Source organism: Nonomuraea sp. NPDC049129, from assembly GCF_040648495.1.
Lineage (GTDB): Bacteria > Actinomycetota > Actinomycetes > Streptosporangiales > Streptosporangiaceae > Nonomuraea.
On record NZ_JBEZDU010000001.1, the window covers coordinates 532,733 to 558,875 of the forward strand.

Consider the following 26,143-nt stretch of genomic DNA (forward strand, 5'->3'; position numbering starts at 1 on the left):
GTGGTGTGATCGTGGTAACCCGTAACGACGTGGCGCGCCTGGCCGGGACCTCGCCCGCCGTGGTCAGCTATGTGATGAACAACGGCCCCAAGCCGGTGTCCGCGGCGACCCGGAGCCGGGTGCTGGCGGCCGTCGAGGAGCTGGGCTACCGTCCCAACGCCGTGGCCAGGTCGCTGCGCGCGCGGCGGACCTGGACGATCGGCGTCATCGCCTCCGACAGCGCGGGCGGCAAGAGCCCGTTCTTCGGCGAGTTCACCAGATCGTGCGAGGACGTGGCCTGGGAGCGCGGCTACTCCGTCCTGCTCGGCAACTCGGCCGAGGATCCCGCACGCGCCGAGGGCTACGTGCGCTCGTTCATGGAGCGGCAGGTCGACGGCCTGGTGCTGATGCGGGTGCGCCCGTCGCCCCAACAGGTCAAGGAGATGGAGGGCGGCATCCCGGTCGTGACGATCGACCACGAGGCGCCCCCCTTCTTCTCCAGGCTGGCCGTGGACGATGAGGAGGGCGGCCGGCTGGCGGCCGCGCACCTGGCGGGGCACGGCCACACCCGGCTCGCGTTCATCGGAGGGCCGCTGGACATCACGGCCGTCGAGCTGCGGCTGGCAGGGTGGCGCAGGGGGCTGGCCGAGGCCGGGCTCGACAGCTCACTGGTCGCGCTGGGCCCGCTCAGCATGGAGGGCGGCTATTCGGCCGCCGTCGAGCTGCTGGCCCAGCGGCCGACCGCGGTGTTCGCCACCACTGACCATCAGGCGATCGGCGCCATGCGCGCCGCCGCCGACCTGGGCCTGCGGGTGCCCGGTGACCTGGCGATCGTCGGGTTCGACGGGGCACGCGAGTCGGCGTTCACCGTGCCGGGCCTGACGACGATCAGGCAGCCGATCGACGAGATGGCCCGCTTCGCCACGGAGACGCTGATCGCCGGGGTCGAGCAGGGCGCCCACCAGCCGGTGACGAAGATCTACCCCGCCGAGCTCGTGGTCCGCGGCTCGTGCGGCTGCCAGGACCGGCGGACGCCCTAGGTGGCGTGATCCGCCGCCACGGTCCTGGCGACGATCTGCGCGGCGACCTCGTCCGCGCGCGCCGCCACCGTGATCCTCGTGCGGCCCGCGCCTTCCGTGAACACGCTCCCCCCATCGGGACCGATCGCCACGTGGCCGTCCGGCGTGAAACCGAACAGATCGGGCGCCAGCAGGGTCAGCACCGTGATCGGGTCGTGCGGGCTGTTCCACTCCTCGTTCCAGAACCGCCACCACTGCTCGATCTCCGCCTTCAGCGCCTGCCCGAACTCGCCTGCCTCAGCGATCCTGGCCACGTCGCCGGCGTCCAGCCGCACGGTCGTGGTGATCTCCAGCCCGGTCACGGTGATCGGGGCGCCGGAGTCGAACACGATCTTCGCGGCCTCGGGGTCGCACTTGAAGTTGTGCTCCGGCTTCGCGGAGTCGAAGCGCCCGCCCATGATCCACAGGTGCCCGACGTTCGCCGCGAACTCCGGGTCGGCCTGGATGGCGTTCGCGATGTTGGTCAGCGGGCCGATCGCGACGACGTCGATCTGGCCCGGTGCCTGGCGTACCAGCTCGGTGAGGTAGGCGGTGGCGTCCGGCTCATGAGAGACCCGCTCGGTGTCGAGGTCGGGGAAGAGCTTGCCCTCGTGGCCCGCCCACCAGACCTCGCGGTCGGTGAGCGTCTTCTCCGCGCCGGGCACCACGGTGAGGGTACGGCCGGCCAGCCGTACCAGCCGCTGGGCCAGGCGCGCCCGCAGCGCCGTGTCACCGTAGACGGTGACGCAGCCGAGCAGGTCCACCTCCGGCGACCCGAGCAGGACGGCCAGCGCGAGCGCGTCGTCCACGTCGGAGCCGAGGTCGGTGTCGAGAACGATCTGACGGTCAGCCATGATGGCCTTTCTCTATTTGAGCCCGGTCGTCGCGATGGACTGGGTGAACTGGCGCTGGAAGCGCAGGATGATGACCAGCGGGATCACGGTCAGCACGACCGAGCCGGCGAACAGCTGCCCGTAGTCGATGGTGAACTGCCCGCGCATGTTGGCCAGCGCGATCGGCCCCAGCTGGTGCTCGGCGTCGGTGCCGATGAGCAGCGGCCAGACGTACGCCTGCCACTGGAAGATGAACAACGTCAGACCCGCACTGACCAGGGCGGGACGCGACAACGGCAGATACAGCCGGGCGAACACCCCGAACCACCCCAGCCCGTCGATCCGCGCCGCCTCCACCAGTTCGGCCGGGACGGCCAGGAAGAACTGACGCAGCAGGAAGATCGCCAGGCCGTGACCGAGTCCGGGCAGGATGAGGCCCGCGTAGGTGTTCTGCAGGTTCCAGTCGCGAAACAGCGTGGCCAGCGGGATCGCGATCGCGTCGAACGGGATGAGGAAGCTCAGCACGACGAGGCCGAAGAGCACGCCCTGGCCCCGGAACCTGATGGCCGACAGGCCGAACGCCGCCGCCGCGGAGATGGCCAGGCCGATCAGGACTGTGGCCAGCGCGACGAGCAGCGAGTTGGCGATGGCCCGGCCGAAGCCGCCCGTCAGCAGCGCCAGATAGTTGGCGAGCGTCGGGTCGGCGGGGATCAGCGAGTTGCCGAGGTTGCCCGTGCCGCGCAGCGAACTGCTGAGCGCCCACAGCAGGGGCAGCGCGAAGGCGAGGCCGACGACGCCGGCGAGTGTCTTTCTGAGCATGCTCAGTCCTTGGCGCGCAGCAGGCGGAACTGGACGATGACGACCGCGAGCACGACCAGCACCAGCAGCATGACCTCGGCCTGGGCCAGATTGAGGTCGCCGACGCTGTAGGCGCGGGTGAAGATGTCGAACATGGTGACGTTCGTGGAGCCCTGCGGGCCGCCGTTGGTCAGCATCTGGACCGGGGCGAAGACCAGGAAGTTGGAGACCGTGTCGGCCACCAGGACGAACGCCAGCGGCCTGCGCAGCAGCGGCAGCGTCACGTGCCAGAATCTGGCCCAGGACGAGGCGCCGTCGATGGCCGCCGCCTCGTAGAGCGCGCGCGGGATGTCCTGCATGCCGGCGATGAGGAACATCATCCAGTAGCCGACCCCGATCCACGACAGCAGCACGATCAGGCACCACAGCGCCTGCTGCGGCGAGGTCAGGAACGGCTGCTGCGGGATGCCCAGCACGTGCAGCACGGCGTTGAGCATCCCGTCGGGCCGGTAGGCCACGCTCCAGATGGCCGCCGACACCGCCGGCGGCACCGCGATCGGCAGGATCACCAGGGAGCGCAGGAAGCGCACCCCGGCGAACTTCTGCGTGTAGAGGACCGCCAGCGCGAGGGCGACCGCGATCTGCAGCGGGTTCACGATCAGGCTGAACACCAGCGTGACCTTGACGCTCTGTAGGAACGTCGGGTCGTCGAACAGCGTCGCGTAGTTGCCGAGGCCGACGAACGACGTCTCACCGGTGACCAGGCTGGTGTGCCGCAGGCTGCTGCCGATGGCGATGCCCGCGGGGATCAGCCGGAGCGCCAGCAGAGCCACCAGCGCGGGCGCCAGAAAGGCCAGCGCGACCTTCATCGAAGCTGCTTCCAGGCGGTGGTGATCTCCTGGGTCGCCTGGTCGAGCCGGGCCTTGGGGTCGGCGCCGTTACGAATGTCGGCGAACGCCTTGGTCATGATGTCCTCGAACTGGATGTAGCCGACCGACGCGGGCCGCGCCACCGCCGTGTTCTGGGCGTCGTACTTCATGATCTCGCCGACGCCCTTCGCCTTGGCGTCGAGCAGGGGTACGTACTTGCCGAACGCCGCCTTGTTCGACGGGATGATCGTGGTGTTCTGCGTGGTCTGGAGGTTGCCTTCGGGGTCGAGCGCGGCGTACTCGATGAACTTCTTCGCCGCCGCCTGCCTCTTGGAGGCCGGGTTGACGCCCCACGACCACGAGCCGGTCGGGGTCACCGGCTTGCCGCCCTGGAAGTAGGGGTACGGTGCCACGCCCCACTTCAGCCCCTTGGCCGCGGCGAACGTGCCCACGTCCCAGGGGCCGCCGGCGAAGAAGGCCACCTTGCCCTCGCTGAACAGCGGCGAGGTCTGGAAGGAGCCGACGCCGCGCGGGGCCAGCTTGTTCGCGAACAGGCCGTGGTACCAGGTCATCGCCTTGAGCCAGCCGTCGGTCGTGATGGCGGGCTTCAGCATCTCGGGGCCGGTGATCCCGGATCCGCCGCCGAGCGACTCGGCGAGGCTCTGCAGCTGGTAGAACTGCTCGATCTGCTCAGGGATGACCGCCCACTGGGCGCCGGCCTTCTCCTGCGCCTTCTTGCCGGCCTCGACCGTCTGCTCCCACGTCCACCGCTTGGCCGGGTCGCTCGGCGGTGGCTGGACGCCCGCCTTCTCCAGCAACTCGGTGTTGTAGAAGAGGAACTGGTCGGAGGTCCAGATGGGCAGCGCCCACAGCTTGTCTCTGAAGACGTTGACCTCGTACTGCCCGGGGAGCGCGGCGCTCTTGACCTTGTCCGTCAGGTCGCTCAGGTCGGTGAGGAAGCCGCGGGTGGCGAGCGCGGCGACGCGCGGCTGGTCGACCGTGTAGACGTCGATCGAGTCGTCCTTGGCCGCGAGGCGCTGCTGGAGCACGCTGTTGAGCTGGTCGAAGGGGACCTGGGTGTAGTTGACCTTGGTCCCCGGGTTCTTGGCCTCGAACCCGGCGATGACTGGGGCGAAGGTCTTGGGGTCCTCGGGGCCGACGAACTGGATCGGGCCCGAGGCGTCGGCGGCCTGGCTCGCACCGCCCGACCCGCCCGACCCACCTGAGCCGCAGGCGGCCAGGGCGCCGGCCAGGGCTGTCGTGGCGATAACCACCCTGAAGAACTTCATCCCCTAGCTCCTTCTGGACCGAGGTCTACACGTGTCACCTTCAGGCGGCCAGGATGCCACCAAGCGCGCAGAAGGACAAGGGCCAGGTCAGGCGGCTCGTACGCCGCCCGACTGGACATTTGGGACGCACCACCTAAAGACGTTGACATACCCGCAAACCGGGCCATAGATTTTTTGCGAAACGTTTTCACCAACTCGTCTCGGCCCACTGCTGCGCCGAGCCGCCCAGGCCGGAGTGGAATGACTTCGTTAGGCTCGGGCCCGGCGCGACGGAGCAGGCATTCGATGGCCTCGCCGCGACTGGGCACGCACACCCTCACCGAAGAGCGCGGGCTGCTCTTCGGCGGCGACTACAACCCCGAGCAGTGGCCAGAAGAGGTCTGGACCGAGGACGTCGAACTGATGAGGGCGGCCGGGGTCAACCTGGTCACCGTCGGCGTGTTCAGCTGGGCGCGGATCGAGCCGAGGCCGGGCGCGCGCGACTTCGGCTGGCTGGACCGGGTGCTCGACCTGCTCGGCTCGGCCGGGATCGCGGTCGACCTGGCCACCCCGACCGCCTCGCCGCCGCCGTGGCTGGGCCACCGCTGGCCGCGGACCCTGCCCGTGGACGAGTCGGGACACCGGCTCTGGTACGGCTCGCGCAACCAGTTCTGCCCATCGTCCCCGGCCTACCGGGAGAAGGCACTGGCCATCGTCACCGACCTCGCCGACCGCTACGCCGACCACCCGGCGCTGGCGCTGTGGCACGTGGGCAACGAGTACGGCCAGGTCTGCCACTGCGGTGACACGGCGGCGGCGTTCCGTACCTGGCTGCGGGAGCGCTACGGCGACCTGGACGCCCTGAACGAGGCGTGGGGCACCAGCTTCTGGAGCCAGCATTATGGCGAGTGGGCCGAGATCATCACCCCGCGCCGCGCCCCGTACATGATCAACCCCACACAGCAGCTCGACTTCTGGCGGTTCTGCTCGGACGCGCTGCTCGCGCACTACCGCGCCGAACGCGACATCCTGCGCGAACGAACACCGGACGTGCCCATCACCACGAACTTCATGGGTCTGTTCAAGCCCGTCGACTACTGGGCGTGGGCGCCAGAAGAGGACATTGTCTCAAACGACTGGTACCCCGACCCCGCCGACCCGCTCTCCCCCGCCCGCTCGGCGCTCACCCACGACCTGACCCGCTCACTCGGCGGCGGACGGCCGTGGCTACTGATGGAGCAGGCCACGAACGGGGTGAACTGGCGCCCGCACAACCTCCCCAAACAGGCAGGACAGCTGCGGCTGGAGTCGCTGCAGGCACTCGCCCGCGGCGCCGACGGGCTGTGCTACTTCCAGTGGCGGGCCTCCCGGTTCGGGGCCGAGCGCTTCCACGCCGCGATGGTGCCGCACGCGGGGCCGGAGACGCGGCTGCACGCCGAGGTCCGCGCCCACGGCAACGAGCTGCGCGGGCTGGCCTCGGTGGCGGGCACGCCGGTGCCCGCCAAGGTGGCGATGGTGCACGACTGGGCCAGCTGGTGGGCACTGGAGGAGCGCGGCCGGCCCAGTGACCGGCTCACCCTGCCCGACCAGCTCCTGCGCTTCTACCGGCCGCTGTGGGAGCGCGGCGTGACCGTGGACCTGGTGCCGCCGTCCGCGGACCTCAGTGGGTACGCGCTGACCGTGGTGCCGAACCTCTACCTGATCAGTGACGGGGACGCCGCGTCCCTGACCGAGTACGTGCACCGCGGCGGTGTGTTGCTGGTCGGCCCCTTCTCCGGGGTGGCGGACCCGCGGGCGCACGTCCGTACCGGCCGCTTTCCCGCGCCGCTGCGCGAGGTGCTGGGCGCGTCCGGCGAGGAGTGGCTGCCCGCGCCGGAGGACCGGCCGGTGCGCTGCCACTGGGCCGACGGCACCGGCTTCACCGCGCGGATCTGGACCGAGCTGATGGCCGCCGAGGGCGCCGAGCCGGTGGCCACATTCGCCGACGGCGATCTGGCCGGCCGCCCGGCGGTGCTGCGGCACGAGAGCGGCGCGGGCGTCGCCTGGTACGTGGCGACGGTGCCCGAGGCCGACGGGCTGGCCGAGCTGACCGCGCGGGTGCTGGCCGACGCGGACGTGGCCGGGGCCCTGCCCGAGCTGCCGCCCGGCGTCGAGGCGGTACGCCGGGGGCCCGTGCTGTTCGTGCTCAACCACGGTGACGAGACGCGGCGCGTGCCGATCCCCTATCCGGCCGAGGACCTGCTGACCGGGTCCACGGCCGACGGCATGGTGACACTGGCGCCGCGCGCGGTCGTCGCACTACGGCCTCTCGACTGATCCCGTCTGAGCTGATCCCGTCAGAGCTGATCCGGTCAGAGCTGATCCCGCCAAAGCTGATCCGGTCAGAGCGCCAGACGGGCCGGGAATCCACCGGTCGCGATCGGACTCCAACGGTCGATATGGAGGCGGATGAGGGACTTGCCCTGCCGCTCCATGGCGGCCCGATAGTCATCCCAATCGGGGTGCTCGCCGGAGATGCACCTGTAGTAGTCCACCAGCGCGTCGAGCGCCTCGGGCATGTCCAGCACCTCGGCCCGTCCGTCGACCTGGACGTACGGGCCGTCCCAGTCGTCGGACAGCACGCAGATCGACGCCCGCTCGTCACGGCGGGCGTTGCGCGTCTTGGCCCGGTCGGGATAGGTCGACACCACGATCCGGCCGCCTTCGTCCACCCCGCAGGACACCGGCGAGAGCTGGGGCCGCCCGTCGGCACGGGTGGTCGACAGCAGGCCATGATGCCTGGGACGGAGAAAATCGAGGAGTTCGGGCAGTTCGACACGGCGGGCGGTCGCGACCCTCGGAGCCATTTCTTCCCATACCTTTCCGCGCCCGGCCATCGGCGGCGGCCGGCGCCAAGACTCCGATCCTTTCACCTCCTCGGGTCAGGCGACGGGTCGCGTTCCGTTGTGGCGCTCGGACGGCTCAGATAGGCGCCGACCGCGACGCAGACCGCCGCGAGAGACAGGACCAGCAGTCGCGCCGGCTGAGTCGGAGCCGCCTCCGGGGTTTCCGGCCCCCACTGAGAGAGATTGGGGAAGGAGTTGTAGTAGTAGCCGACCCCGTACAGCAGCCCGACGATCACCGAGAGCCGCGCGGCGGCCAGGAAGTACGATCGCGGACGCGCCGACAACGCGGCGATCAGCAGCATCACGAGCAGCGCGGGCTGGTAGGCGGCGGCCAGCTGGTTCCTGCCGGTGGTCAGGTGATACACGTCGACCAGGTCGTACGTCACGAGCAGGGTCGCGGCCAGCCCGAGCGCCATCGGGCCCCATGGCAGGCCCTGGCGCGCGTGACGGACAAGGTGGAGGACGGCCAGCACGACGAAGCCGCCGGCGAGGGCGACCGTGGCGATCCATATCGCGGTCTCCCCCGGACCACGCGTGATGGCTTCGGGGGCGGCGAGATGGGCGGTGATCGCGGCCAGAGCCAGGACGGCCACGACCCGGTCGAGGAATCTCCACCGGCCGGGGGCGGCGGATGTCGTCTCGAACAGCACGGCCGCGAGCACCAGGACGCCCGCGGCGGCCGCCACCCATCCGGCTACGGACTGCGGTCCCCGTGCCCAGGAGAAGACGGACAGCCCGCCGAGGTAGACGGCGGTGAGCCCGAACGTGGCGCCGACGGCCACATCGCGCTCAAGGCGGCCGGGCGGCAGCAGGCCGACCAGGACGGCGGCGGTCACCAGAAGCGCCAGCCAGATCGAGGCGATCGGCGTGGCGAGCGCGATCATCGGCGTGCTGACCAGCAACAGGGCCGCCAACAGCGCCAAGGCCCGCACGGGAATGAGCCACCTCGACGGCCCGGCCGCCGATGACACGGGCACGGACGGGGAGACCGTACTGGTCGCAGGCGTGGGTGTCGGTGTCGCGGGCGTCGGTGTCGGCGACGCGGGTGTCGCAGGCGCGGGCGTGGGTGGAGCGGGCTTTGGTGTCTTGGGTGCTGCCCCGACGGGCTCGGCGGGCCCACTGGCCCGTTTCGCGACCCGGGGAGCCGTGGCCTCGGCGCCCAGAGCCTTGGTGGCGGCCCCCGACACGAGTCGGCTGTCGTCGTCGGCCAGCGCCTCCAGGGCCAGCCGCGCCGCCAGGGCCAACCCTTCGTGCCTGCTGTGGCGCAGCCGTTCCAGTTCCCCGACCGCACCAGCCCTGATCTTGGCGATCGGGTGGTCGATCGCGTGCTGGAGTTCTTCCGGCAGTGACACCGGCCGGCTGACGGGCCGCGCTCTCCTGGCGATGTACATGTCGCCCTGCACGTCGAACGTCCACTTGCCCGGTGTCTGGCTGGGTGTGGTGCGCCGTACGGTGTCGTAGACGTGGTCGTACAGCTCGTCGATGGCGACATAGCCATCCGAGTCCCGGTCGGCCTCGCCGCTCTCCAGCCCTTCCACCAGGGCGCTGGTGAAGACGGAGGGCGACAGCTCCTGGGTGTCCGCCAGTTCGGTGCCGTCGAAGGCGTACTCCATGGCGTTGGACGCGGTGATCACCACGCGACCGCGCCCGCCGAACTGCTCCTCGACGTTGACGCCCAGTCCGGCGCGCGGCAGCGCCCCGCGCGCGAAGGCGCCCGCGTAGCAGCAGTCGAGCAGCAGGACGATGCGGCGCGACCGGCTGCGACTCATCCGCCGGTTGACGAACTCGGCCGGCACCGCGGTCGCCGCGAGCCGGTTGAGCTTGGTGGTGGGCGTGGCGAAGTACAGTTCGCCGGATTCGTCCTTGACGCCGTGACCCGAGAAGTGCAGCAGGAGGAGATCGTCGGGATCGCGGTCGGCGAAGAACTCCTCCACCGCCTCGTTGACGTCCTGCGTGGTCTCGTTGAGCATCGTCCGGACATCGAACCCGCCGATCCGGCGGTCTCCCAGCACGCGGGCCAATGCCTGGGCGTCCAGCGACGGGGCGCGCAGCCGCCGCAGCCCGGGATCGGCGTACTCGTCGCTCGCCACGATCAGCGCCATCCGAGTGCCGCTCAGCGGACGCTCGCCGCCGCGGGCGGCGCGCCGGCGCAGCCACTCGTCGGTGAGCCGCCGCTGCTCGCGGGACGGTACCCCGGTCAGTTCGAGCAGGTCGCCGTCGACACCGAGCTTGACCGAGCGGTTCTGATCGCGCTGCAGCCAGGCCGTCACCGCGTTCACGACCGCCGCGAGCAGGTCCATGCCCGCCAGCGAGATGACCAGGCCGCCCACGGCGAATGACAGGATCGCCCTGGCCCCCGGCGGCGGCTCTCCGGTCTCGGGGGCGACGTCCAGTACGTCGAGTTCGAGTAATTCGCCGCGCAACCCGGCCGTCAACCGCTCCAGCTCCTGCGCGTCCGCGCCGCCGTCGACCACGTGCACGGTCAGCCGCGTCACCTCATCGGCCATCCACTACCCCCCGCCCCGGAGCGTGTCGAGCGCATCATAAGCCCGGGGATAGACCCTCGAACAGCCCGGATATCGTGAGCGTATGGACATGATCGAAGCCCCACGGCTGGTCCTGCTGCCCCTGCGGGTCGAGCACGCGGACGAGATGGCCGTCGTGCTCGCCGATCCCGCCCTGCACGTCTTCATCGGCGGCGCGCCCGCGACCGCGCAGGAGTTGCGCAGCCGCTACGAGCGGCTGGTCGCCGGGCCGGTCGGCTGGCGCAACTGGGTGATCCAGCTGCGTGAGGACGGCGCTCTGGTGGGCTACGTGCAGGCCACGATCGACCGCCGCACGGCCGAGCTCGCCTGGGTGGTCGGCACCCCCTGGCAGGGCCGCGGCCTGGCCGGCGAGGCCACCAAGGCGCTGGTCGGCTGGATCGCGGGCCAGGAGATCGACACGATCGTCGCGCACATCCACCCCGACCACGCCGCCTCGGCCGCCGTCGCCGCCTCCGTCGGGCTGCGCCCCACCGACCAGTGGCAGGACGGCGAGGTGCGGTGGGAGGCGAGGGTATGAGAGTGGCGGTCCTGTCCGACACCCATGCCCCTCGGCATTGGAAGTCGTGTCCGGACCGGGTGGCCGCGCAGTTGCGTGGGGCCGACGCCATCCTGCACGCGGGCGATGTCTGCACGGGCGCGGTGCTGGCCGAGCTGGCGGCGTACGCGCCGGTTCACGCGGTGAAGGGCAACAACGACGGACCCGACGTGGACGCGCCCGAGACACTGGAGCTCGAGCTCGCCGGGCTCCGGGTGGCGATGATCCACGACAGCGGTACGGCCAAGGGGCGGTGGGACCGCATGCGGCGGCGTTTCCCGGACGCCGAGCTGGTGGTGTTCGGGCACTCGCACATCCCGCTCGACCATCACGAGGACGGGCTGCGGATCTTCAACCCGGGCTCCCCTACCGACCGCCGCCGCCAGCCGCACGGAACGATCGGTCTGCTCGTGATCGAGGAGGGGCGCCTGGTGTCGACGGAGATCGTGCCCGTCACCTGATGGCGCCGCGTCGACGGACCGCCCCCGATATCAGTCGCTCAGGGCCTTGTTGATCACCGCGGTGTAGGCGTAGAACGCCTTGGTGCGGTTCGCCGGATTCTCGATCGAGCTACGGGTGAGATCGCCGTCGGCGAAGAACCGCTTCCGCTGGGCGCTGCTGATCTCCAGCTGAAGGCCCTTGCCCCGGCGGTTCTTGTTGGCGATGTTGTCCGGGCTCGACCCGTCGAGACCGTCCGGGATCTCCCGCGCGACCGTGAACCCGGCGGCGCGCAGCCCAGCGGTGACCCGCTCGACCAGCGCCGTGTCCCGGCCGCCGACGTACGTGCTCGCCTCGGTGCTGTCAGAGTAGCCGTGCCAGGAGACGGTACGGTCGACCCGGGACAGCAGCGTGAGCGCCCGCGGCTCGTCGAACCGGCTGGCCGTGATGTGCAGGGTGCCGTTGCCCGTGGGCTTAATGCCCTCGAACGCGTAGAAGGCGGCCTGGCTCGCTTGGGCGCTGTAATCCGCGAGCTGGGACGTGCCGGCCTCGATGCTCCCCCCGTGGATGGCGATGTGCGCCACCTTCGCGCCCTGGGGGAAGCGCTTGACGCGCCGGTAGTCGGTGCCCTCGGTCTCGTGCGCGGCGAGCTCGGCGTAGTTCGGGTACGTGTCGGCGAGGCGGTGCTGGGCGGCGGCGGGAGCGCGGTGCTGGGCGGCGGCGGAAGCGGGCGCCGGAACGAGCGCGACACCGCTCGCCACGAGGGCGACCCCGGCGAGACCTCGTACCGTCGGGAGAACGCTTGCCATGGTCATGCCCCCAGCTTTGGAAACGGTTGATGGGTCCACGCTAATGGAGCCGATCCGATCGCGTGCGAGACTGCTGGCATGGCCCATTCGCATGACGCCCATGCGCATGACGCGGACGCGCTCTGTGACGTCGCCCATGGTGAGGCGGCGGCCGGTGCCGAAGGCCGCACCCTCGTCGCCGTGTTCGCCTCACCGGTCGCCGACTACCTGCTGCGTTACGGCGCCGACCTGGGATTCCGCGGGATCCTCTTCGAGCCCGACCCCGGCCGGGCCGCCGCGCCGGAGGGGTTCGAGGTCGTCGCCACGCCCCCGGCGGACCTGGACGGCACCGCGGACATCGTGCTCACCGATCACCACCGTCCCGAACTCGCCGCTGTGCTGCACGAGCTGCTCGCGCACAAGTGCCGGTGGATAGGGGTGATGGGCAGCCCGCGCCATCCGGCGCCCTATCTCCAGGCGCTGGCCGAGCTGGGCGCGTCGGAGGAGGACGTCGCCCGGGTGCACCGGCCGATCGGGCTCAACATCGGCTCGCGCATGCCACCGGAGATCGCCGTCGCGACGCTGGCCGGTCTGCTCGCCGACCGCAACGGACGGCCGGGCGGCTTCATCTTCTGAAGCCACCCGGCCACGGTGCCCGGTTCAGCAGGGGGTCTCGACGAAGTCCTTGTAGATCGAGCGGGAGCCCCATCTGGACTCGGCGCCCTCACAGTCCTCGTACATGGCGCCCACCACCGTGGTGTAGCTGGAGTCGGAGTAGTACGTGGTGACGCAGTGGTTGCCGAGCGCGCAGGCCCGGGCGTACGCGGGAGCGCTGGTGAAGGTCGTGAGGGTGGCGAGGGCGAGGAGTACGGCCAGCAGTACGCGGCGAATCATGAAGATCCTTCCCGATCGAGGAAGTGGCACTGCCGTCGATGATCGATCACCGGGGGCCCGAGCTCAAGATGCGTGAGGATCTTGACTTCTACTGTCCTGAGCTCGGGTAGCCGACGGTCATGAAAAGGCGGCAGGACTAGCCGAGGGTGGCGCGCAGGGCGGGCTGCAGGCGATCGGCGTGGGCTCGTACCATGTCGTCGCACAGCTCCCAGATCCGCTCCACGGGCAGGGCCGCGGCGGTCGCCGGGTCCGTCATGGCGGCGTGGCGGATGTGGCGTGGATCGTCCTCCAGCGCGGCCCGTACGACCAGGTCGTTCATGCTGAGGTAGGTACGGTTGAGTGCGGCCAGTTGCGGGGGCAGCTCGCCGACGCGGGTGGGCTGCACGCCCATCGCGTCGACCAGGCAGGGCACCTCGACGGTCCCCCGGGCGGGGAGGTTGCTGATCAGGCCGTGGTTGGGCACGTTCCCGTAGACGGTCCTGGGCGTGCCCGTGGTGATGCTGTGGATGATCTGCGGGGCGTACTCCATGGTGCCGTCGACCGGTAGCGGCTCTCCGGCGGCCAGGGCGTCGCGGGTCCGCTCGTAGATGGCCACGTTCTCGTCGACGATGTCCAGGTAGGCGCCGATGGGCAGGCGCAGCCGCTCGATCTCGCTGTCGTGGCCCAGGTACCAGGGCACGTACTCGGAGGAGTGCTCGCTGGTCTCGGTCGGGTAGTAGCCCAGCCGCCGGTACATGTCGACGCGGACGCGGCGGCGCAGCTGCTCGTCCGCGGCGATCAGGGCGTCGAGGCGGGGGTACAGGTCAACGCCGTCGTGCTCGAACCGCAGCACCCACGCCTGGTGGTTGACGCCCGCGGCCCGGTAGGTCACCTGTTCGAACGGCACGCCCACCAGGTCGGACAGGTCGCGCATCGTCCAGTAGACCGAGTGGCACAGCCCCACCACGCGGGTGAGCCCGGTGGCCTCGGCCAGGTACTGGACGTTCATCGCCATCGGGTTGGTGTAGTTGAGCAGCCATGCCTCGGGGCAGACGGCGGCGATGTCCTCGCCCAGGGCCTTCAGCAGGGGGAACGTACGCAGCGCGCGGAAGATGCCGCCGACGCCGAGGGTGTCGCCGATGGTCTGGCGCACGCCGTACCGGGCGGGGATCTCGAAGTCGGTGCGGGTCGCCTCGCCCATGCCGACCTGGACGATGTTGATGACGAAGTCGGCGCCGGTGAGCGCCTCCCGCCGGTCGGCGTGCGCGGTGATCTGCGGGCTGGCCCCGCGCTCGGCGGCGATGTGCCGGGCGGCGGCGGTCGCGGTGCTCAGGCGCTCGGCGTCGATGTCGTGCAGGGCGATGCGGGCCTCCTTCAGCTCGGCGAACGCGAACAGGTCCGCGAGGAGGCCCTGGGTGAAGACGACGCTCCCGGCGCCGACGAATGCGATCTTCGGGGTGTTCATGTCGGCTGCTGATCCTTGCTGGGGACGTGTGCGACGGCCTCATCCCAGGTGGGCTGGGCCGGGGTGCCGCCTTGGGCACGGGTGGACAGGGCGCCGCAGACGGCGGCGAGGTCCAGGGCTCGGGCGGGGGGCAGTCCGGCCAGGGTCGCGGCGATGAAGCCGGCGTCGAAGCTGTCGCCCGCGCCGACCGCGTCCACGGGTGTGACAGTGATGCCGCGGGTGGTGACGAGCGTGCGCCCGTCGTGGCAGAGGGCGCCGTCCGCGCCGTTCTTGACCACCACCAGCGGACCCCGCGCGGCGAGCGCGGCGGCGGCCCCCTCCAAAGACCCGTCCATGGAGCGCGCGAGGTGACGTGCCTCGTGCGCGTTGGGGAGCAGGATGTCGGTCTCGGCGAGTACGGCGGCCAGCCCCGACGGATCCCACAACCCGGCGGGGTCGTCGTTGGTGTCGAGCGAGGTCGTGGCGCCGTGGCCCCGCGCGGTGCGCAACAGGCCGGGCAGCGCCTTCGCCAGCCCCGGCATGAGGAAGTAGGAGGCGGCGTGCACGTGCCGGGTGGTGGCCAGCAGCGACTCGGGCACGTCGTCTCCGCCGGTGGCGGTCAGGGTGCCGGGTGCGGTCAGGATCGCGCGGTCGCCGCCGTCGCGGGTGAGCACGACGGTGAGCGGGGTGGACAGCTTCGGATCCACGCGCAGCGCCTCGGTGTCGACCCCGCGCGCGTTCAGGGCGTCGCGGACGTAGCGGCCGGCGTCGTCTTCGCCGACACGCCCGGCGAACGCGACGCGCAGGCCCAGGCGCGCGGCTCCGCAGGCCATGATCGCCGCGGAGCCGCCGAGGGTGAGCGCGCCGGCGCCGACCAGTTGCTCGCGCTGCTCGAAGGCGAGCGGGGCGTCCAGGGGGCCGAGGACGACGTCGGGGTTGGCGTCGCCGATGACAAGCAGGTCGAACATGGACTTCCTGTAGCTGGAGATGGATTTCAGCCCTTGAGGCCGCTGGAGGTGATGGACCGGATGAAGGACTTCTGGGCGCCGACGAAGGCGAGCAGCACCGGCAGGACCGTGATGACGTTCCCGGCCATGACCGCCGCCCACTGCGTGTGGTGCCTGCCCTGGAAGGTGGCCAGGCCCAGTTGCAGGGTGTACTGGGTGTCGTGGTTGATGGCGATCAGCGGCCAGGTCAGATCGTTCCAGGTGGACAGGAACGTCAGGATCGCCACGGTGCTCAGCGCGGGCCGCGACAGCGGCAGCACGATGCGGAACAACACCCGCAGCCGCGAGCAGCCGTCCATCCAGGCGGCCTCCTCCAGCTCCCTGGGCAGCGAGAGGAAGAACTGCCGCAGCAGGAACACCGCGAACGGCGTGACCAGCGACGGCACGATCAGCGCGCCCAGCGTGTCGATGAGCCCGAAGCTCTTCATGACCAGGAACGTCGGGATCATCGTCAGCTGGAACGGGATGGCCATCGTGGCCAGCATCAGCACCAGCAGGACGCGGGAGCCGAAGAACCGCATGCGGGCGAAGGCGTAGCCGCCGAGCGCGCCGAACACCAGGTTGGACACGACCGCGACACCGGAGACGATGAGCGAGTTGACGAACCAGCGCGGGAACAGCGCGTTGTTGAGCACGTACCGGTAGCCGCCCAGGTTGATTCCTGACGGCCATAGCGCGGGCGGGAACCGGTTGATCTCGGCGTTGGTCATCACGGAGCTGATCAGCAGCCAGACCAGCGGGATCGCGAAGACCAGCGCGAGCGGCGCCAGCAGCAGGTGCCAGGGGCTGAAGGGCAGCCGCGCGCGGCCCGGGCGGCGCACGCCCGCGTGCGCGGCGCGGCGTTGGGTGGTGGCGGTCGCCGTCATCGGGTGGCTCCTTCGAGGCGCTGGCGCTCGCGGCTGCGGATCACGCGCAACCCGGCGGCGATCACGAACAGGGCCACGGCGAGGACGTATGCGGCGGCGGCTCCGTAACCGGCCGTGAAGTTCTTGAACGCCTGCTCCCAGATGAAGTAGACGATCACCGTGGTGGCGCCGAGCGGGCCGCCCTTGGTCGTCACGTACACCAGGTCGAAGACCTGCAGGGCGTTGATGGTCTGCCAGAGCACCAGGAACACGCTGACCGGCGTGAGCGTGGGCAGGGTGACGTGGCGCAACAGGTGCCACCGCCCGGCACCGTCCAGCCGCGCCGCCTCGATCAGCGGCTGCGGTACGTCCTGGAGGGCCGCGAGGTATACCACCACGCAGAACCCGAGGCCGCTCCACAGGCTGACGGCCACCAGGACGGGCAGGGCCTGGGCGGGGTCGGTGAAGAACCCCTGGGGAGAGACGCCGAGCCAGTGCAGCACCGAGTTGGCCGCCCCGAACTGCGGGTCCAGGATGAACGAGAACAGCGTCCCCTGTGCCGTGGCCGAGATGACGAACGGCACGACGAACAGCGTGCGGTAGAGGCCGACGAACCTGATCCGCCGGTTCAGCGCGAGGGCGAGGGCGAGTCCCAGCACGATGCTGAGCGGTACGTACAGGACCGTGTAGAGCAGCGTGTTGCGTACGGCCTGGCCGAAGTGCGGGTCCTTGGTCAGCGCGTAGTAGTTGTCCAGCCCCACCCAGCGGCTGGGCGTGACCAGGTCGTCGGCCTGGAAGGACAGCAGGAACGACCAGACCGTGGGCACGATGCTGAGCCCGAGGATGATCAGGACGGCGGGGGTGATGAACGTCCAGGCGGTCGCCGACTCCTGGCGGCGGGCCTGGCGCCGGGCCCGTTGCCGCAGCTCGTGGCCGGAGATGGTGATGGGGGTGGGCAGAGACGACATGCGAGGCTCCTCAACGCGGGATGAGCAGGGCGGCGTTGGCCTCTTCGGCACAGGTGCGCAGCGCTTCGGCGGGGGTGCTCCTGCCGAGCAGCACGGCGATGACGGCCTGCCCGAGCGCCTGGGAGATCTGCGGGTAGGCGGGGTGCGTGGGGCGTACCCGGGCCGTCTCCAGCGTCTTGACGAACACCGGCAGGCCCTCGGTCTCCGCCTCCGGCTTGCGCCAGGCGGGCAACTGCTGGGTGGAGCGGCTCAGCGGCAGGCTGCCCGCCTCCACGTCCCAGCGCACGTCCTGCGTGGGTTGCATGAGCCAGGTCAGGAAGGTACGGCTGGCCTTCACGCGCGCTTCACCGTTGTCGAACATGGTCCAGGTGTCGGGGCCCGAGATCGTGATCGGCCGCCCGCTGAAGGTGGGCAGGGGCACCACCTGATAGTCGATCTTGGCGGTCTGGATGTCGGGCAGCTGCCACGGGCCGGTGACCGACATCCCCATCAGGCCGGACAGGAACACCTGGTACATCTGCTCGCTGCCGGGCTTGGGGTCGATGTAGACGCTCTTGTCCTTGGCGAGCGACTCCACCACCTGTAGCGCCTGTACGCCCACGTCGGCGAACCCGATGCCGCGCCCGTCCTTGCCGATCAAGTCGCCGCCCAGGTCCCAGATCAGCGGCCACAGCCGCCAGACCGTGTCCTCGTCGGCCGCGCCCGGCCAGCCCGTGCCGAACCGGCCGCGGCTCGCGTCGGTCAGCCGCTTGGCCGTCTCGATGAACTCCGGCCATTTCCAGCCCGGCTGGGGCAGCGGCACCCCGGCGTCGCGGAACACCTTCTTGTTGCAGACCACGGCCAGCGAGTCGAGCAGCGCGGGAGCCGCGCGTACCCGGCCGTTGATCGTGACGGCGGCCCGCGCCGGCGCCCAGAAGTCGTTCCACGGCGTGGGACCGGACTCGACCATGCTGGTCAGGTCCACCACCTGCGGGCTGCGTGCGACGTTCGCCAGGTCCGAGCCGAAGATATAGGCGATGTCGGGGTAGGAGCCGGACGCGAGTGCGGCGGTGATCTTCTGCAGCATCGCGTCGGCCAGCACTCCCCCGCCCATGTCCACCCGGATGTCGGGGTGGGCGCGCTCGAAGTCGGCCACCAGTCGCGCCATGGCCTCTTTGGCGGTGTCGGTCTGGCCGTGCCAGAGCTCGATCGTGACCCGCCCGTCGGCGCCGACGCCGTCGCCGGCGCCGCTCGCGCACCCGGCCAGCGCCGTTCCCGCCACCGCCGTGAGCGCCAGGGCATATCCGCCGCGCAACACGTCCCGGCGGGAGGGCGGTGGGGCAACGCGCTCCATCTTTACCTCCAAAAACCGTGGGTCAGGAGACCGTTCAGCAGGTTTTGCGGACGTATCCGCTGGCGCCCTTGGGCGAGACGTCCACGTCGCGCTGGACGATGCTCAGCTTGGTGCCCCAGCCCGAGCACGCCTTCTTCAGGCCCGACGCGGTGTACTCGATCACGATCACGTTGTTGCCGAACGCCGCCGTGTAGTCGCCGCACTCGTCCCAGGTGCCGCACTCTTCGGCGACCGCGAAGTCGAGCCCGTTCGCGACGCGCGATCCGGCCAGTTCCGAGGTGTTCTTCTGGGCGATGGCCACGCCCTGGGCGTGGGCGTGAGTGCTGAGCAGCCGGATGTAGGCCTGGGCGTTCGAGGCCGTCAGCAGCTTCTTCGAGCGGGTGTAGCTGTCGTAGTTGTCGGGCTCGATGGCCTGGTAGCCCTTGGCCTTGCAGCCGTCGATCCAGCCGTTCACCTTCGCGGCGACCCGCTTGCGCTTGGCGTCGGTCCGCAGGTCCAGCAGCGCCTCGCCCCAGTCCTCGTCGATGACCACCTTGCCGTTGGCGTCACGCAGCAGCAGGTCGGAGTCCCAGTCGTCCTCCTCGCCCGGCTGGACCTGGAAGGCGTTGACGTAGCAGATGTTGTACAGCCCCGCGGCGGGCGCGGCGCCCCGGTCCCTGCTGACCACGGTGACCCCGGCCGGCGGCGTGTACGCGCCGCCGATCTGGTAATCGAACCCGGCATGTACGGGGGGCAGGGTCACCGCGGCCGCCGAGGCGGTCGAGGGGACGGCGACCAAGGCGGCCGAAAGGGCCACGGCAGCGCCTAAGCATCTACGGGTGGGGCTCATCGTCGCGTCTCCAGACGATAGGGGGTACGTCCCCGCCTCGGACGCTGACAGCGATCCTGGCGACTTAGTCCGGGCTTGTGGCGGTGGCCACTTACCGGCTAGGCGTACCTCTGGGGCCGGTGCTCGATACCGGCGTTCCTCGGAGTAAATCGAGCACCAACGCTCCTGTCAAGAGTCCGGAGCTGCTCACTTCTGGCACATTCAGCGCAGCATTGCACAGGGGATACGTCACCGCAGTGCGGAGCAGCCTACCGGTGCGCGGAAGCCGGGGCGGGGCGATCAGTCCGCCCGTACATGCCGTCAAACCCACCCATCTGCTCGCCCGCACCCGCCGTCAGACCCGCCCGTTGCGGAGCAGAATGCCGAGCGCGCCGACGGTCGTGTAGCCGCGCCAGTCCAGGACGCCCGCCGGTGAGATCTGGGCGTAGTCGACGGTCCAACCGCCGTCGTCCTTCTGCATCCCGGCCAGGCGGTCGAGGTCGGCCTCGATCACCTCCGGGGCGAACAGGGCCCGCACCGGACGGTCCGGGAACGGCGCGAAGTCCAGCGGGCGCAGCATCTCGTGCTCGGTGCCCCCTTCGACGCGCACCTGGCCGCCGGCCGGCAGGTACGCGCCCAGCCGCTCGAGCAGCCCGGCGGCCTCCGGGTGGGTGTCGTGCACGGCGTCCAGGAAGCGCAGCGCGAAGGCGAGTATGTACGCGGGCGGCTGCCGGTCGAGGGCGGCGATCGTGTCCAGGCAGTACCGGGTGGCCCGCTCCAGCCACGGATGTGCGGCCACGTCGGGCAGGTGGGCGGCGACGCGGTGCGCGACGGCCGCGGTGACGGAGGTGATCTGCAGCGAGGACACCGTACTGTCGGCGCCCGCCCACCAGGGGGCGTTGCCGGCGTTCGAGGCGCGGGGCAGCGCGAACGGCAGCCCGCCGTCGGGCAGCGAGACCGACTCCAGCCAGTCGCACAGCTCGCTCGCCCGCGGGCAGGCGGCCGGTGCGACGTCCTCGAACACCTCGAAGGCGTGCAGCGCGGCCCCCGGCTGACTCTCGGGCGAGCGCAGGTCGGGCTCCAGGCCCCAGCCGTAGCCGCCGTCCGGATTGCGGTAGCCGTCGAGCGCGGCCAGCACGGCGGCCGGATCGCGCTCGCCCATCAGAAGCTGGAAGCGACGGCGGTCCAGGACCCGTGCGTGGGTGGCCATGAAGTCGGCGGCCACGGAAAGATCGATGTTCATGCGTTCATCATGACCCGGTCACCGTGCCCCGGTCTTGAAGGAAACAGCCATGCTCACGCCTGGTCTAGCATGGGACAAAAGGGGCTATAGGTGCCCCTGTGTCTGTATGAGGGTGACCGTTGGGCCAGGAGCTTCTCTTCGACCACGCAGCATTGAGCGGCGCCGGGCGGCACATGAAGGACTCCGCCGCCCTGTTCCGGCGCCATGCCGACAGCCTGCTCCTGTCCGTGGGCGGCAGCGGCGGGTCGGCGTTCGGCGGCACCCTTCTGGGCGCGGCCGTGGACCAGCTCAACGAGCTGCTCCACCAGGCGTGCGGGCAGACGCACCACAACCTGCACGCCACCGGCACGGGCATCGAGGTGATGGCCGACGACCTGCGCAAGGGCGTGGCCGCCGCGGAGGAGGCCGTCCGGGCGACGGGTTCGTGAGGCGGGCCTCATGCCGGTGACCCTCACGCCCGAGCTGGAGCCGGGGTTCCGGCTGCTCGGTGTGAAATGGCCGAAAGAGGACGAGGACGGCATCCGTACGTGCGCGACGGCGTACCGTACATGCGCCACCTCCCTGCAGCGCGAGGTGAGCCCCGCGGCACACGGGGCCGTCGCGCGCGCCGGCACGAACAACGCCGGCGACCACATCGACGCGGTCAACGCCTACTGGGCCGACTACAGCGAGCCCGGCTCCGGCCACCTGGACAGCCTCGCGGCCTCGCTGCACGCCATGGCGGACGCCCATGACCTGCTCGCCCGGCTCATCGAGATGCTCAAGCTGCTGCTGAAGCTGCTCGCGATGTACGTCCTCATCGCCCTGACCTGGGCGCTGGCCTCGGCGGTGATCTCCGGCGGGCTCGCCGCGCTGCGGGCGCGGGCCACTGTCGGGATGCTGCGCACCTTCGCCAGGCAGGCCGTGGCCACCCTGCGCCGCAAGCTGGAGCGCTACTTCGGCCGGACGCTGATCCGGGCGCTGGAGACCCGCCTGCGCCGCCTGCTGGGCGCCAAGCCGCCCAAGTTCCCGGCCGTGGCCACGGCCTCGCGGCTCAAGAAGGCGCTGGGGCCCGCCGGAATGCTGGCGGCGTCCGGAGGCGCCCTGTTCCTGGACGAGGAACGGCCGGAGCGTCACCCGCACGACCCGCCGATTCCCCCCAAGGGCGCCCCGTTCACCGGGGAATACCGCATCGGCCCGCGCCAGGACCCTGGCATCCACTTCGACGATCCCTGGCCGTACGACCCCGACGCCAAGCCCACCGCTGAGGACTACGCGAACTGGTACAAGTGGCGGGGCCTCATGCACGGCGAGGAAGCGATGCCGGGCTGGGACGACGCCGCCGCCACGGTCAAGCACTATCTGGACGGTTCCGGCACCGACTTCGAGGTCGACTACCAGAAGGCGTACGACGAGGACGAGAGCGTCCGCCAGTCGGTCGACGCGGCGGTCCGCCAGGCGCAGGAGCAGGCCGAGCGGCTCTACCGGGAGAGCGGCAAATCGGAGTTCCAGATGACCGGCCAACCGCTCAAGGCCAAGACCGAGACGGACAACTGGAACGGCGCCCTGGGCAGCCACTCGATCTGGGGCAGCGGGAACGTCCGGATCGACGGGAACCAGGCGACGATGGAGATCACCGTCCACGCCCACGACCGGTACAACTTCAACAAGTACGACGACAACGGCGCCAAGACCGGGTGGATCAACCAGGAGAACGGTCGTTTCGAGGAGCTCGGCTGGGCCAGGTCGTACACCACGCGCGGGCAGCTGACCCGCACCGTGACGTGGACCATCCCCTCCCATTGACGGTCGCAACCATTCTTAGGAAACTTTCCTAAACGATTCTCGCCGACCCAGGAGCCCTGTATGAACGCGAGAAAATGGTCCGCCTCGGCCGCGACGCTCACCCTCACCATCGGGCTGGTGCTCGGCCTGGGACCCAGCGCTTTCGCCGCCCCCACCGGCTGCAGCTACCAGCTCAACACCGCGGAGCGGTGGGCCTCCAGCTACTGCACCTCGGGCACCGGTGAGCACCGGATCCACGTCCTGCAGCGGCACTTCCTGCCGGAGGTCGGGCTCATCCCCATCGAGGGCCCGTGGGCGCCCGCCGGAGCCACCTCGTACACCGGCATCAGCCCGCACACGACGATCAGCGTGTGGATCGACACCCGCGGCTGAGGCCGTGAAGGGGGCGTGCCCCGAAAGGCACGCCCCCGCCGGTCACGGTCCGTACGCCTTGACCTCCAGGAGGCCGACGGAGCTGGTGCCGTTGCCGGTCATCAGCACCCGCAGACGGGTGGTGTTCGTCGCGGTGAAGTTGACGGTGTTGTACTGGTTCTTGGCCAGCCCGTACGCGCTCGCGCCGGGCACGTCGACATAGGCGCTGCCGTTCCAGTACTGGAGCTTCCAGGACGCGGGCATGTCGATGCCCTCGTCATCGTCGAAGAAGTACACCTCCGCCTTGTTCAGGTTCTGGGCCGAGGACCAGGTCAGGTCCACCCACTGCTGCCCGGTCTCCGGCCAGCAGCCCCAGCGCGGGTTCACGGTGTCGTTGGAGGAGGGCGGGTCGATCCCGTCGTTGACGGCGGCGACGCTCTCCCAGGAGGAGGTGTTCGACGCCGACGGAGTCGCCGAGGCGGCCAGGTTGCCGCTCGGCGGCTGCTGGGTGCCGCCGCGGTTGAACATCTTGATCTCGGTGAGCCCGGTCTTGGCCCCCGAGGCGTTGGTGGCCAGCACCCGCACCCGCTGGGCGCTGATCGCCGGGAACTGCACCACGTTGTAGTTCGCCCGCGGCGCCGACGGGCTCTTGGCCTGGCTGGGCACGCTGACCCAGGCGCTGCCGTTGTAATACTGGATGTCGTACGAGGCGGGTGCCCGGTAGGTGGCGCTGGCCGGGCGGCTGTCCTTGAAGTAGAGCCGGACCTCGTTGAGCGTGCGGGCGGCTCCGAAGTTCACCTCGTACCAGTCCTGACTGGCGCCCGTGCCGCCCCAGAACGGCTCGTTGATCGGGAAGCCGTCGACCGCGCCCGCGGCGCTGCTGCCCGACGCGGTGGAGGAGGTCGAGACGCTCGCCCCCTGAGCCAGGTTGGTCAGGTTGGCGGTCAGGTCGACCCCGGCCTTGGCCAGCAGGTCCACCATCCGGGCGCTGCTCTGCGTCACCTGCGCGGGCGCCTGCAGCCCGGGCGAGGACACATGATAGGTGACCGTGCCGCTCGTGGTGACGTCACCGGTGGCCGGGTCCCAGGTGAACGGCACCAGCGAGTTGACCGTGGCGACCCTGCTGCCGTTGATGAAGATCGAGTAGCCCTCGGGCACGCCCGGATAACGGACCACGCCGTCCGCCGGGTCGTCCCAGACGATGGTCAGGTCGGCGTTGCGGTAGCGCAGGTTGTTGACGGTGAAGTTGGGCCAGCCGATGTTGATCGGCGAGAGCTCCACCTTCGCGTCGTTGCGCGGGCGCAGCCCGGCCACGTCCTCGATCACGGTCCAGTTGCTGCTGCCCAGGATGTTGTGGTGGATCCAGGAGCGGTAGGTGATCGAGGAGCCGTTCCAGTCGGCCCAGAACTCGTTGGCGTCGGGGTACTGGGTGTTGCCGTTGATGTACTGGGCCCAGGCGTTCCAGTACAGCAGCTTCTTGTACCAGGTGGCGTCGATCCACGAGTTGGAGTAGTTCCGCAGCACCGAGGAGAGCAGGCGGAACTGCACGGTGGAGTTGATCGTGGAGAAGTTGTTGCTACCGGTGCCCGAGGCCGCCTTGTCGGCCTGGTTGGCCGTGTAGAAGGGGAAGATCGGATACTGCGCCGGATCGTCGAACAGGCGCAGCGCCTGCTTGTACGTCGCGGTGTTGGGGATGGCGCCGACGGCGAACGGGTAGTAGTTGTTGATCTCCTTCCACGGCACCCACTCGTTGGTGGACTTCAGCCGGTGCTCGAACAGCTGCCGGTTGGGGTTCCACAGCACGTTGACGATGGCGTTCTGGATCTGCGTGGCGAGCGTGCGCATCTCGGTGGCCTTGGCGGTGTTGCCGACCGCCTCGTACGCCTGCGCGGCGGCCAGCGCGCCACTGTACTGGTAGGCCGACTCGGCGCGGTCCATGTTGCCGGGCTTCCAGTGGAAGGAGACGGCGTCGGCATCGTTGCCGGTCAGGGCGCCCCAGTCGTACTCGATGAGCTTGTTGTTGTCGTGGTCGTAGTACGACAGCTGGCCCTTGACGTCCCCCTCGGCGTAGCGCGCCAGGTTGGCGGCGATCGCCGGCTGGCCGCCGTGGATCTGGTAGCTCTTCCACGCCGCCTCGGCGATGTACTGGGTGTAGCTGTTGGACCAGTTCTCGGGATCGCCCGGATTGTCGAGGAAGCGGCCGTTCTTGGAGATCTGCCCGACGCTCAGCCAGTCGCCGTAGGAGTAGATCGGGTTGCGCAGGTACTTCAGGTCGTCGATGTGCATGGGCTGGGTGAGCGCGATGGCGTTGTTGTAGCCCAGCACGCCTTCGGTCGAGGTGGGGAACTGGAACGTCTGCCCGGGAATGTCGGCGTCGAGGTTGTTGAAGCGCATCAGCCACCAGCGGTAGTAGATGTTCTTCTTGATGGCCGGCTCGGGCACGTCGATGTAGGGCACGTTCTGCGCCCACCACAGGTTGTAGGCCCGTACGTGGGTGGCGAAGGCGGTGGCGTTGGTGTATCCCGCGTAGGCGTCGTACTCGGTCCGCGACTCGGGGATCTCGTTGGTGACGAAGCCCATGACCACCTTGGCGGTCACGGTCCCTCCGGCCGGGATCGTCACGGACCTGTTCAGGCCGCCGCTGGAGACGGTGAAGCCGTCACCCGTCAGCCGGGGATAGATCGTGGTGAGGTTGTTGTAGGCGTTGACCTGCCCGGTCAGCTCGCTGCCGCTCCCCGAGGTGGCGTACGGGGAGGTGGCCCGCAGCTGCAGCGTGGTCGAGCTGGAGCCGCCGTTCGTGATCGACAGGTTCGTCACGGCGACGTTGTTGTTGGTGATGAACTTCGTCTGGTTCACCGTGATAGAGCCGCTGGTGTGCACGCTCTTCCAGTAGCTCGGCGCCTGCCAGCGGGAGTTGACCTGCTCGGTGAAGGTGCCCGGCGTGATGGCGACGGTGTAGGCGTCGTTGTTGCTGATGCTCTCCCAGTACGCCACCTGACCGGCGAAGCCGAGCGTGCCCGGTGTGTGGGTCTTCATGAACAGGGCGCGTCCCCGGGACATCAGCCAGGTTCCGGCCGGGTCGTTGCCGGGGCGGGCCAGCAGCCGGTCCATCCAGAAGTCCGTGCCCGAGCTCTCCGCGTCGTAGATGGCCTGCATCATGTTGCCGGTCGTGTACGAACCGGGCGCGGCCGGGATCGACGGGCCGTTGAAGGTGGGGTATCCGATGGTCTGGGCAGCCTGCGCGGGAGCGCCTAAGACGAGTGATCCCGCGATGAGCAGGAGGGCCGTGATGATTCTTCTCATGCAGAGTGATCCGATCCGATCGAACGCTTGGGGGGAGTGATCGAACCTAGCGCTTGGTTGTGGTAGCGCTAACAATCCTTTCTGTCGAATCGGTGAAATAAAAGGTTTTCGGCAACGTAAACCGATATAAGGGCCCTGTCAATCGGCGTGGCAGACTGCCTTGGCGAGCGTTGCGAAAAGGTTTTC

General features: G+C 69.9%; 24 protein-coding genes. 8 read left to right on the forward strand and 16 right to left on the reverse strand.

The window, feature by feature from the left end:
* Positions 1–11 precede the first annotated feature (11 nt).
* Entirely contained in the window at positions 12–1,019 is a 1,008-nt protein-coding gene (locus AB0B64_RS02265) for a LacI family DNA-binding transcriptional regulator (protein ID WP_357947835.1), read from the forward strand.
* Here AB0B64_RS02265 and AB0B64_RS02270 read toward each other — a convergent pair.
* Genes AB0B64_RS02270 through AB0B64_RS02285 form a run of 4 tightly spaced genes read right to left on the reverse strand, consistent with a single transcriptional unit; the run spans position 1,016 to position 4,826 of the window.
* Positions 1,016–1,891, reverse strand: coding sequence for a nucleoside hydrolase (locus AB0B64_RS02270; protein WP_358174012.1), 876 nt, complete (start codon positions 1,889–1,891; stop codon positions 1,016–1,018). The two genes, AB0B64_RS02265 and AB0B64_RS02270, sit on opposite strands and share 4 nt — an antisense overlap.
* Positions 1,892–1,903: 12 nt before the next feature.
* The gene (locus AB0B64_RS02275; RefSeq protein WP_357947829.1) at positions 1,904–2,689 is read right to left on the reverse strand and encodes a carbohydrate ABC transporter permease; all 786 of its coding nucleotides are present in this window, start codon (positions 2,687–2,689) and stop codon (positions 1,904–1,906) included.
* Between the two features lie 2 nt (positions 2,690–2,691).
* A complete protein-coding gene (locus AB0B64_RS02280) occupies positions 2,692–3,537 on the reverse strand; it encodes a sugar ABC transporter permease (RefSeq protein ID WP_357947826.1) in 846 nt (281 codons plus the stop codon).
* Positions 3,534–4,826, reverse strand: coding sequence for a sugar ABC transporter substrate-binding protein (locus tag AB0B64_RS02285; RefSeq protein ID WP_358174015.1), 1,293 nt, complete (start codon positions 4,824–4,826; stop codon positions 3,534–3,536). Before AB0B64_RS02285 ends, AB0B64_RS02280 begins: the two co-directional genes overlap by 4 nt.
* 285 nt (positions 4,827–5,111) lie before the next feature.
* Here AB0B64_RS02285 and AB0B64_RS02290 point away from each other — a divergent pair, with 285 nt between their 5' ends.
* The gene (locus AB0B64_RS02290; RefSeq protein WP_358174018.1) at positions 5,112–7,121 is read left to right on the forward strand and encodes a beta-galactosidase; all 2,010 of its coding nucleotides are present in this window, start codon (positions 5,112–5,114) and stop codon (positions 7,119–7,121) included.
* Between the two features lie 65 nt (positions 7,122–7,186).
* Here AB0B64_RS02290 and AB0B64_RS02295 read toward each other — a convergent pair whose 3' ends face one another.
* Positions 7,187–7,651 (reverse strand): PPOX class F420-dependent oxidoreductase, encoded by a 465-nt coding sequence (locus tag AB0B64_RS02295; protein ID WP_357947820.1) that lies wholly within the window; start codon positions 7,649–7,651, stop codon positions 7,187–7,189.
* 62 nt (positions 7,652–7,713) lie between these two features.
* Positions 7,714–10,197: a caspase family protein gene (locus tag AB0B64_RS02300; RefSeq protein ID WP_358174020.1), complete on the reverse strand. Its 2,484-nt coding sequence runs from the start codon at positions 10,195–10,197 to the stop codon at positions 7,714–7,716.
* A gap of 82 nt (positions 10,198–10,279) precedes the next feature.
* Between AB0B64_RS02300 and AB0B64_RS02305 the strand changes: the two genes are divergently transcribed.
* Positions 10,280–10,753, forward strand: coding sequence for a GNAT family N-acetyltransferase (locus AB0B64_RS02305; protein WP_358174023.1), 474 nt, complete (start codon positions 10,280–10,282; stop codon positions 10,751–10,753).
* A complete protein-coding gene (locus tag AB0B64_RS02310) occupies positions 10,750–11,232 on the forward strand; it encodes a metallophosphoesterase family protein (protein WP_357947813.1) in 483 nt (160 codons plus the stop codon). The genes AB0B64_RS02305 and AB0B64_RS02310 overlap by 4 nt, the downstream gene beginning before the upstream one ends.
* A gap of 30 nt (positions 11,233–11,262) precedes the next feature.
* Here AB0B64_RS02310 and AB0B64_RS02315 read toward each other — a convergent pair whose 3' ends face one another.
* Positions 11,263–12,024: a poly-gamma-glutamate hydrolase family protein gene (locus tag AB0B64_RS02315; protein WP_358174026.1), complete on the reverse strand. Its 762-nt coding sequence runs from the start codon at positions 12,022–12,024 to the stop codon at positions 11,263–11,265.
* Positions 12,025–12,096: 72 nt separating this feature from the next.
* Between AB0B64_RS02315 and AB0B64_RS02320 the strand changes: the two genes are divergently transcribed.
* Positions 12,097–12,633, forward strand: coding sequence for an XdhC family protein (locus AB0B64_RS02320; RefSeq protein ID WP_358174029.1), 537 nt, complete (start codon positions 12,097–12,099; stop codon positions 12,631–12,633).
* Positions 12,634–12,657: 24 nt separating this feature from the next.
* Here the strand turns inward: AB0B64_RS02320 and AB0B64_RS02325 are convergent, their stop codons facing one another.
* The 8 genes from AB0B64_RS02325 to AB0B64_RS02360 all read right to left on the reverse strand — a co-directional run bounded on the left by AB0B64_RS02325 (position 12,658) and on the right by AB0B64_RS02360 (position 20,518).
* Positions 12,658–12,891, reverse strand: a complete 234-nt coding sequence (locus tag AB0B64_RS02325) for a DUF6289 family protein (RefSeq protein ID WP_358174031.1) — start codon at positions 12,889–12,891, stop codon at positions 12,658–12,660.
* Between the two features lie 136 nt (positions 12,892–13,027).
* Positions 13,028–14,335 carry an alpha-glucosidase/alpha-galactosidase gene (locus tag AB0B64_RS02330; RefSeq protein ID WP_358174033.1) on the reverse strand — a complete coding sequence of 436 codons (1,308 nt, stop codon included), beginning with the start codon at positions 14,333–14,335 and terminating at the stop codon, positions 13,028–13,030.
* Positions 14,332–15,282: a carbohydrate kinase family protein gene (locus AB0B64_RS02335; protein ID WP_357947800.1), complete on the reverse strand. Its 951-nt coding sequence runs from the start codon at positions 15,280–15,282 to the stop codon at positions 14,332–14,334. The genes AB0B64_RS02330 and AB0B64_RS02335 overlap by 4 nt, the downstream gene beginning before the upstream one ends.
* 26 nt (positions 15,283–15,308) lie before the next feature.
* Complete coding sequence (locus AB0B64_RS02340) at positions 15,309–16,187, reverse strand: carbohydrate ABC transporter permease (protein WP_357947797.1); 879 nt, start codon at positions 16,185–16,187, stop codon at positions 15,309–15,311.
* Positions 16,184–17,134 (reverse strand): sugar ABC transporter permease, encoded by a 951-nt coding sequence (locus AB0B64_RS02345; protein ID WP_357947795.1) that lies wholly within the window; start codon positions 17,132–17,134, stop codon positions 16,184–16,186. The genes AB0B64_RS02340 and AB0B64_RS02345 overlap by 4 nt, the downstream gene beginning before the upstream one ends.
* 10 nt (positions 17,135–17,144) lie before the next feature.
* Complete coding sequence (locus tag AB0B64_RS02350) at positions 17,145–18,467, reverse strand: ABC transporter substrate-binding protein (protein ID WP_358174036.1); 1,323 nt, start codon at positions 18,465–18,467, stop codon at positions 17,145–17,147.
* Between the two features lie 34 nt (positions 18,468–18,501).
* Complete coding sequence (locus AB0B64_RS02355) at positions 18,502–19,263, reverse strand: endo alpha-1,4 polygalactosaminidase (protein WP_357947789.1); 762 nt, start codon at positions 19,261–19,263, stop codon at positions 18,502–18,504.
* Positions 19,264–19,630: 367 nt separating this feature from the next.
* Positions 19,631–20,518: a hypothetical protein gene (locus AB0B64_RS02360; protein WP_358174038.1), complete on the reverse strand. Its 888-nt coding sequence runs from the start codon at positions 20,516–20,518 to the stop codon at positions 19,631–19,633.
* 119 nt (positions 20,519–20,637) lie between these two features.
* Here AB0B64_RS02360 and AB0B64_RS02365 point away from each other — a divergent pair, with 119 nt between their 5' ends.
* From AB0B64_RS02365 to AB0B64_RS02375, 3 genes are read left to right on the forward strand one after another with little or no spacing between them, the layout of a single operon-like run.
* Positions 20,638–20,946, forward strand: a complete 309-nt coding sequence (locus AB0B64_RS02365; RefSeq protein ID WP_358174040.1) for a hypothetical protein — start codon at positions 20,638–20,640, stop codon at positions 20,944–20,946.
* A 10-nt stretch (positions 20,947–20,956) separates the two neighbouring features.
* Entirely contained in the window at positions 20,957–22,303 is a 1,347-nt protein-coding gene (locus tag AB0B64_RS02370) for a hypothetical protein (RefSeq protein WP_358174043.1), read from the forward strand.
* 60 nt (positions 22,304–22,363) lie between these two features.
* Entirely contained in the window at positions 22,364–22,675 is a 312-nt protein-coding gene (locus AB0B64_RS02375) for a hypothetical protein (RefSeq protein WP_358174046.1), read from the forward strand.
* Between the two features lie 42 nt (positions 22,676–22,717).
* Here AB0B64_RS02375 and AB0B64_RS02380 read toward each other — a convergent pair whose 3' ends face one another.
* The gene (locus AB0B64_RS02380) at positions 22,718–25,957 is read right to left on the reverse strand and encodes a hypothetical protein (RefSeq protein WP_358174049.1); all 3,240 of its coding nucleotides are present in this window, start codon (positions 25,955–25,957) and stop codon (positions 22,718–22,720) included.
* Positions 25,958–26,143 lie beyond the last annotated feature (186 nt).

What these genes read in the sequence shown, in the direction of transcription:
- AB0B64_RS02300 (WP_358174020.1), bottom strand. Translation starts at nt 10,197, where the DNA reads ATGGCCGATGAGGTGACGCGGCTGACCGTGCACGTGGTCGACGGCGGC.
- AB0B64_RS02350 (WP_358174036.1), bottom strand. Translation starts at nt 18,467, where the DNA reads ATGGAGCGCGTTGCCCCACCGCCCTCCCGCCGGGACGTGTTGCGCGGC.
- AB0B64_RS02295 (WP_357947820.1), bottom strand. Translation starts at nt 7,651, where the DNA reads ATGGCTCCGAGGGTCGCGACCGCCCGCCGTGTCGAACTGCCCGAACTC.
- AB0B64_RS02330 (WP_358174033.1), bottom strand. Translation starts at nt 14,335, where the DNA reads ATGAACACCCCGAAGATCGCATTCGTCGGCGCCGGGAGCGTCGTCTTC.
- AB0B64_RS02325 (WP_358174031.1), bottom strand. Translation starts at nt 12,891, where the DNA reads ATGATTCGCCGCGTACTGCTGGCCGTACTCCTCGCCCTCGCCACCCTC.
- AB0B64_RS02320 (WP_358174029.1), top strand. Translation starts at nt 12,097, where the DNA reads ATGGCCCATTCGCATGACGCCCATGCGCATGACGCGGACGCGCTCTGT.
- AB0B64_RS02285 (WP_358174015.1), bottom strand. Translation starts at nt 4,826, where the DNA reads ATGAAGTTCTTCAGGGTGGTTATCGCCACGACAGCCCTGGCCGGCGCC.
- AB0B64_RS02280 (WP_357947826.1), bottom strand. Translation starts at nt 3,537, where the DNA reads ATGAAGGTCGCGCTGGCCTTTCTGGCGCCCGCGCTGGTGGCTCTGCTG.
- AB0B64_RS02380 (WP_358174049.1), bottom strand. Translation starts at nt 25,957, where the DNA reads ATGAGAAGAATCATCACGGCCCTCCTGCTCATCGCGGGATCACTCGTC.
- AB0B64_RS02335 (WP_357947800.1), bottom strand. Translation starts at nt 15,282, where the DNA reads ATGTTCGACCTGCTTGTCATCGGCGACGCCAACCCCGACGTCGTCCTC.
- AB0B64_RS02360 (WP_358174038.1), bottom strand. Translation starts at nt 20,518, where the DNA reads ATGAACATCGATCTTTCCGTGGCCGCCGACTTCATGGCCACCCACGCA.
- AB0B64_RS02345 (WP_357947795.1), bottom strand. Translation starts at nt 17,134, where the DNA reads ATGTCGTCTCTGCCCACCCCCATCACCATCTCCGGCCACGAGCTGCGG.
- AB0B64_RS02290 (WP_358174018.1), top strand. Translation starts at nt 5,112, where the DNA reads ATGGCCTCGCCGCGACTGGGCACGCACACCCTCACCGAAGAGCGCGGG.
- AB0B64_RS02310 (WP_357947813.1), top strand. Translation starts at nt 10,750, where the DNA reads ATGAGAGTGGCGGTCCTGTCCGACACCCATGCCCCTCGGCATTGGAAG.
- AB0B64_RS02370 (WP_358174043.1), top strand. Translation starts at nt 20,957, where the DNA reads ATGCCGGTGACCCTCACGCCCGAGCTGGAGCCGGGGTTCCGGCTGCTC.
- AB0B64_RS02275 (WP_357947829.1), bottom strand. Translation starts at nt 2,689, where the DNA reads ATGCTCAGAAAGACACTCGCCGGCGTCGTCGGCCTCGCCTTCGCGCTG.
- AB0B64_RS02305 (WP_358174023.1), top strand. Translation starts at nt 10,280, where the DNA reads ATGGACATGATCGAAGCCCCACGGCTGGTCCTGCTGCCCCTGCGGGTC.
- AB0B64_RS02375 (WP_358174046.1), top strand. Translation starts at nt 22,364, where the DNA reads ATGAACGCGAGAAAATGGTCCGCCTCGGCCGCGACGCTCACCCTCACC.
- AB0B64_RS02270 (WP_358174012.1), bottom strand. Translation starts at nt 1,891, where the DNA reads ATGGCTGACCGTCAGATCGTTCTCGACACCGACCTCGGCTCCGACGTG.
- AB0B64_RS02315 (WP_358174026.1), bottom strand. Translation starts at nt 12,024, where the DNA reads ATGACCATGGCAAGCGTTCTCCCGACGGTACGAGGTCTCGCCGGGGTC.
- AB0B64_RS02340 (WP_357947797.1), bottom strand. Translation starts at nt 16,187, where the DNA reads ATGACGGCGACCGCCACCACCCAACGCCGCGCCGCGCACGCGGGCGTG.